Raw genomic sequence first — 4674 nt, 5'->3', positions numbered from 1 at the left:
ATATATATTTCTTTTGTTACTGTGGGTTTAGGGTTTGGAATTTACCTTATTCTCGCTTTTTGGATTCGGTTGAAAGATTTGATTCGTGCTAAACGTACGTCTGTTTTCGATCTTTAAATAAATATCATAACTAAAATCAAATAAATTTTGGGTGTAAAATCAGATTCTTGGGGTTCACGTGTAGGTTTAATACTAGCAATGGCGGGAAATGCTGTTGGTTTAGGAAATTTTCTTCGTTTTCCTGTTCAAGCTGTTCAAAATGGAGGTGGCGCCTTTATCGTTCCTTATTTAATCTGTTTTTTAATCATGGGAATTCCGTTATTATTTATCGAATGGTCTTCAGGTCGTTACGGTGGGAAATTTGGAAATCACAGTACGCCTTATATTTTAGATTCAATGGTTAAAGGCAGAGTACTTAAATACATTGGTGTTTTTGGAATTTTTACAAATATTGCCGTCGCAGCCTATTATTGCTACATTGAATCTTGGACGATGTCCTATGTGTATCATTCGATAATAGGAACTTTTGAAGGCATGCAACAGTCAGAAGTGGCTAGTTTTTTTGGTTCGTATGTTGACGTAGGGCATTCCACAACGGGAATCCCTTATGAAGCCGTCATTTTTTATGTTTTATGCTTAATCATCAATACCTATATTTTATCCAAAGGATTAAAAGGAATTGAAAAAGTAGCCAAAATAGGAATGCCTTTATTGATCTTATTTGGTGCTATTTTAGCCATCAAAAGTTTGACTTTAGGTACTTCAGGAGCTTCGGATATATTCCCAGATGCGAATGCTTGGGATGGATTTAATTTCATTTGGACACCACAATACGATTCCATATTTGATTTAAAAGTTTGGATGGCAGCCGCAGGACAAATCTTTTTCACTTTATCAGTCGGAATGGGAACCGTACATTGTTACGCCGCTTATGTTGCTGAGAAAGATGATATTGCTCTAAATGCGGTTTCGGCAGGATTTATGAACGAATTTGTCGAAGTGGTTTTAGGAAGTATGATTGTCATCCCTATCGCAGCAGGGTATTTAGGATTGGATTGGGTCAAAGAAAATGCAGGATTTGGAATGGCATTTCAAACCATGCCGTATTTATTCCAACAATGGGGAAGCATGATTGCTATCATTGCAGGAGTTCTCTGGTTTGGCTTACTCTTTTTTGCAGGAATAACATCTTCTTTAGCCATGGGAACCCCTTGGATGGGGTTCATGCGGGATGAATTTGGTTGGTCACAAAACAAAGGCGCTTGGTCCTTTGGATTTATCGCTTTAATCATGGGATTGCCCACAGTGATATTCTTTCAGCAAGGTGTGTTTGACGAATACGATTATTGGGCAGGAACCGTGAGTTTAGTATTATTCGCCATGCTAGAGACCATCTTATTCTCTTGGATTTTTGGAATGGAAAAAGGATGGAAAGCCATTATCTCAGGAGCAGATATCAAAGTACCAATTATTTATAAATACATTATAAAATTTGTTACTCCTGTAATGTTAATCATCATCTTTATGGGGTCATTATTTAAACCAAAAGATAATAATTGGTCCGGAAACATAACTACTTTGCTGTCTGGAAACGGCTGGACACTCGATAACGGATCAATAATTAAAACAATTATTCATTCAGGAATCAAAGAACAATTAGCCATAGCCACAGATCCCGTTATAATTGCGCAATTACACGATCAGATTTTCTATCTTAATTTTGCTCGATTAATGCTCTTAGCCTTGTTTCTTTTTATTTGCGGTTTGGTTTATGTTGCTTTTCAAAAAAGACACAAAGAAGGACGTGCCACATTATAATAAAATTATTTACTCATTAAAAAAATACGATTATGAATACAGAAGCCTTAGTAACGATGTTACTCACTCAGGGAATTGTAGTCTCTTTTGCAGCGTACTTTTTCTATAAAGTGCTAACTATAAAGCCCAAACAAGAACCTGATTCTTTCTCTGAAAACGATGATGAAACTGAGCGACAAAAAGAAAAATAATCGTTTAACCGTTACTCTTTTTTGTTATGGAAAATATCAAACCCTACTTTTTGTTTTCCAAAGAACAACGGACTGGTATTTTTATATTGGTACTTCTCATCGTTACCATTCAAGCCAGTTGGTATATATATAACACATCCAAAACACCAGAAAAAACACCTTCTGAAGACGAAAAACAATGGTTAGCAATGCAACCTCAAATTGACAGTCTTAAAGCACTTTCTTTTGATAAAAAATACGAAATCAAACCTTTCAATCCCAATTTTATTACGGATTACAAAGGATACAAATTAGGAATGTCTGTAGCCGAAATTGATCGTTTATTCGCTTTTCGAAAAACCAATCAATACGTCAACTCTCCTAAAGAATTTCAAACCATTACAAAAGTTTCCGACTCATTATTAGCCGCTATTGCTCCTTATTTTAAATTTCCTGATTGGGTTACTAATAAAAAAGAACCTAAGCAATACGTGAAATTTGATAAAACATCTTTTTACAAAAAAGATAAAATCAATATTGTCGATATTAATATAGCTACACAAGAAGATTTAATAAAAATTAATGGTATTGGTGCTGGATTTTCAGAAAGAATTATAAATTTTAGAGAAAGTCTAGGAGGATTCGTTTCGATGGAACAAATGCAAGATGTATGGGGTTTGCCTCCTGAAGTCATCACTAAACTGGGTGCCAATTTTAAAATAGGACCTACTCCTAATCTAAAAAAAATTGACATAAACAATGCTTCATTAAAAGAAATAGCCCAATTCCCTTACTTTAGATATGCATTAGCCAAAGAAATAGTCACGTACCGAAGTATGAATGGCGACATCAAAAATGTTAATGATTTAACAAAAATTAAAGGGCTGTCTATTGAAAAAGCAACTATTATAGCCTTATATTTGGCCTTTTAAAATAACACCCTTACAATGAACTTTGATTATAACGAAACGCAGTCTATGATTGCGCAGTCCATAAGAGATTTTGCTGAAATTAACATCCGTCCATTTATCATGGAATGGGATGAAGCGCAGACTTTTCCAGTTCCTTTATTTAGAAAATTAGGAGAAATGGGATTTATGGGTGTTTTAGTTCCTGAAGAATTGGGTGGATCTGGTTTGGGATATCACGAATACATTACCATTGTAGAGGAAATTTCAAAGGTAGATCCTTCTATTGGTTTATCTGTAGCGGCGCATAATTCTTTATGTACCAACCACATTTTGACCTTTGGAAACGAAGAGCAAAAGAAAAAATGGATTCCAAAGTTAGCCACAGCAGAACATATTGGTGCTTGGGGATTAACAGAACACAACACAGGTTCAGATGCAGGGGGAATGAATACCACAGCTAAAAAAGATGGAGATCATTGGATTGTAAACGGAGCTAAAAACTTTATCACCCATGCCATTTCTGGAGATATTGCGGTAGTTATTGTAAGAACAGGAGAAAAAGGAGATTCTCACGGAATGACTGCTTTTGTCTTTGAAAAAGGAACGCCAGGTTTTACCTCAGGAAAAAAAGAAAATAAATTAGGAATGCGTGCTAGTGAAACAGCTGAATTAATTTTTGACAACTGCCGTATTCCAGATGCAAATAGATTAGGTGAGGTAGGTGACGGATTTATCCAAGCCATGAAAATATTAGATGGAGGACGTATTTCTATTGGTGCTTTATCATTAGGGATTGCTAAGGGAGCATACGAAGCTGCTTTAAAGTATTCTAAAGAAAGACACCAATTTGGCAAACCTATTAGTAGTTTCCAAGGTATCTCCTTCAAACTAGCCGATATGGCAACGGAAATTGAAGCTTCGGAATTGTTATTACACAAAGCAGCCTTTTTAAAACAACAACACAAACCCGTGACTACCATGGGAGCGATGGCAAAGATGTATTCCTCAGAAGTGTGTTGTAGAGTAGCCAATGAAGCGGTTCAAATACACGGCGGTTATGGTTATACTAAAGATTTTCCCGTAGAAAAATTCTACCGTGATGCTAAATTATGTACCATAGGCGAAGGTACCACCGAAATTCAAAAAGTAGTAATCGCTAGAAATTTATTAAAAGACTGAGATTTTATTGCAACAATATACTCTTTAAAAACCAGTAAGAGATTAAGTTTATTAAGGCTAGCTTAATTTTCTTAATCTCTTACTGGTTTAAATTTAATGCTAAAATTACCCTACTATATAAACCGAAACCTTGTCTCCTTTTAACAATTCGTACCCACCATCTTCCACATATACTAATCCATTGGAAACTGAAAAAGTATTCAGCATCGAAGAATTTTGATGGGTTAATATCGTTACTTCATCACCAACAACATGCGCTTTCAAAAATTGGTTTCTAGCATTACTCACGCTAAAATCATGTGCTAATTTTTTGAATTCCGTTTGACCAAATTCTATTTTTTGTCCCGATAGCATTTGTAAAGTTGGTAAAACATAAATATAAAAACAAGTCAAAGATGCCGCAGGATTCCCTGGCAAAGCAAAAATCATTTTATCTTTTAGTCTACCCGCAAAAAGTGGTTTCCCTGGCTTTTGTTTTACTTTATAAAAAAGCGTGTCAACAGATAAACTTTCTAAAGCTTGGGCTACAAAATCATAATCACCTACTGATATACCACCTGAAACTAAAATGATTTCATTTTCAGTAAGCGCTTGTT

Annotated in this window: 5 protein-coding genes and 1 pseudogene; 5 read left to right on the top strand and 1 reads right to left on the bottom strand. The window is 35.2% G+C overall.

Annotated elements, in window-relative coordinates:
• The 5 genes and pseudogenes from WBQ70_RS05280 to WBQ70_RS05260 all read left to right on the top strand — a co-directional run.
• Positions 1-117: pseudogene (locus tag WBQ70_RS05280) on the top strand (PspC domain-containing protein); the annotation flags it as partial.
• A gap of 30 nt (positions 118-147) precedes the next feature.
• Entirely contained in the window at positions 148-1818 is a 1671-nt protein-coding gene (locus WBQ70_RS05275; protein ID WP_423911442.1) for a sodium-dependent transporter, read from the top strand.
• Positions 1819-1850: 32 nt separating this feature from the next.
• On the top strand, positions 1851-2009 hold the full coding sequence (locus WBQ70_RS05270) for a hypothetical protein (RefSeq protein ID WP_423911440.1): 159 nt from the start codon (positions 1851-1853) through the stop codon (positions 2007-2009).
• Positions 2010-2035: 26 nt separating this feature from the next.
• On the top strand, positions 2036-2920 hold the full coding sequence (locus tag WBQ70_RS05265; RefSeq protein WP_423911439.1) for a ComEA family DNA-binding protein: 885 nt from the start codon (positions 2036-2038) through the stop codon (positions 2918-2920).
• Between the two features lie 15 nt (positions 2921-2935).
• Entirely contained in the window at positions 2936-4078 is a 1143-nt protein-coding gene (locus WBQ70_RS05260; RefSeq protein ID WP_423911438.1) for an acyl-CoA dehydrogenase family protein, read from the top strand.
• Positions 4079-4183: 105 nt separating this feature from the next.
• Here the strand turns inward: WBQ70_RS05260 and WBQ70_RS05255 are convergent.
• The coding region (locus WBQ70_RS05255; protein WP_423911436.1) for a molybdopterin-binding protein at positions 4184-4674 on the bottom strand (491 nt) is incomplete at its 5' end.

Source organism: Flavobacterium sp. (assembly GCF_049590715.1).
In the GTDB taxonomy this organism is placed as follows: Bacteria; Bacteroidota; Bacteroidia; order Flavobacteriales; family Flavobacteriaceae; genus Flavobacterium.
Note: the sequence above shows the minus strand (reverse complement) of the source record. Positions and strands in the feature narration are given on the sequence as shown.

Coding starts and splice junctions, on each gene's coding strand:
- WBQ70_RS05265 (WP_423911439.1), top strand. CDS start 2,036: ATGGAAAATATCAAACCCTACTTTTTGTTTTCCAAAGAACAACGGACT.
- WBQ70_RS05270 (WP_423911440.1), top strand. CDS start 1,851: ATGAATACAGAAGCCTTAGTAACGATGTTACTCACTCAGGGAATTGTA.
- WBQ70_RS05260 (WP_423911438.1), top strand. CDS start 2,936: ATGAACTTTGATTATAACGAAACGCAGTCTATGATTGCGCAGTCCATA.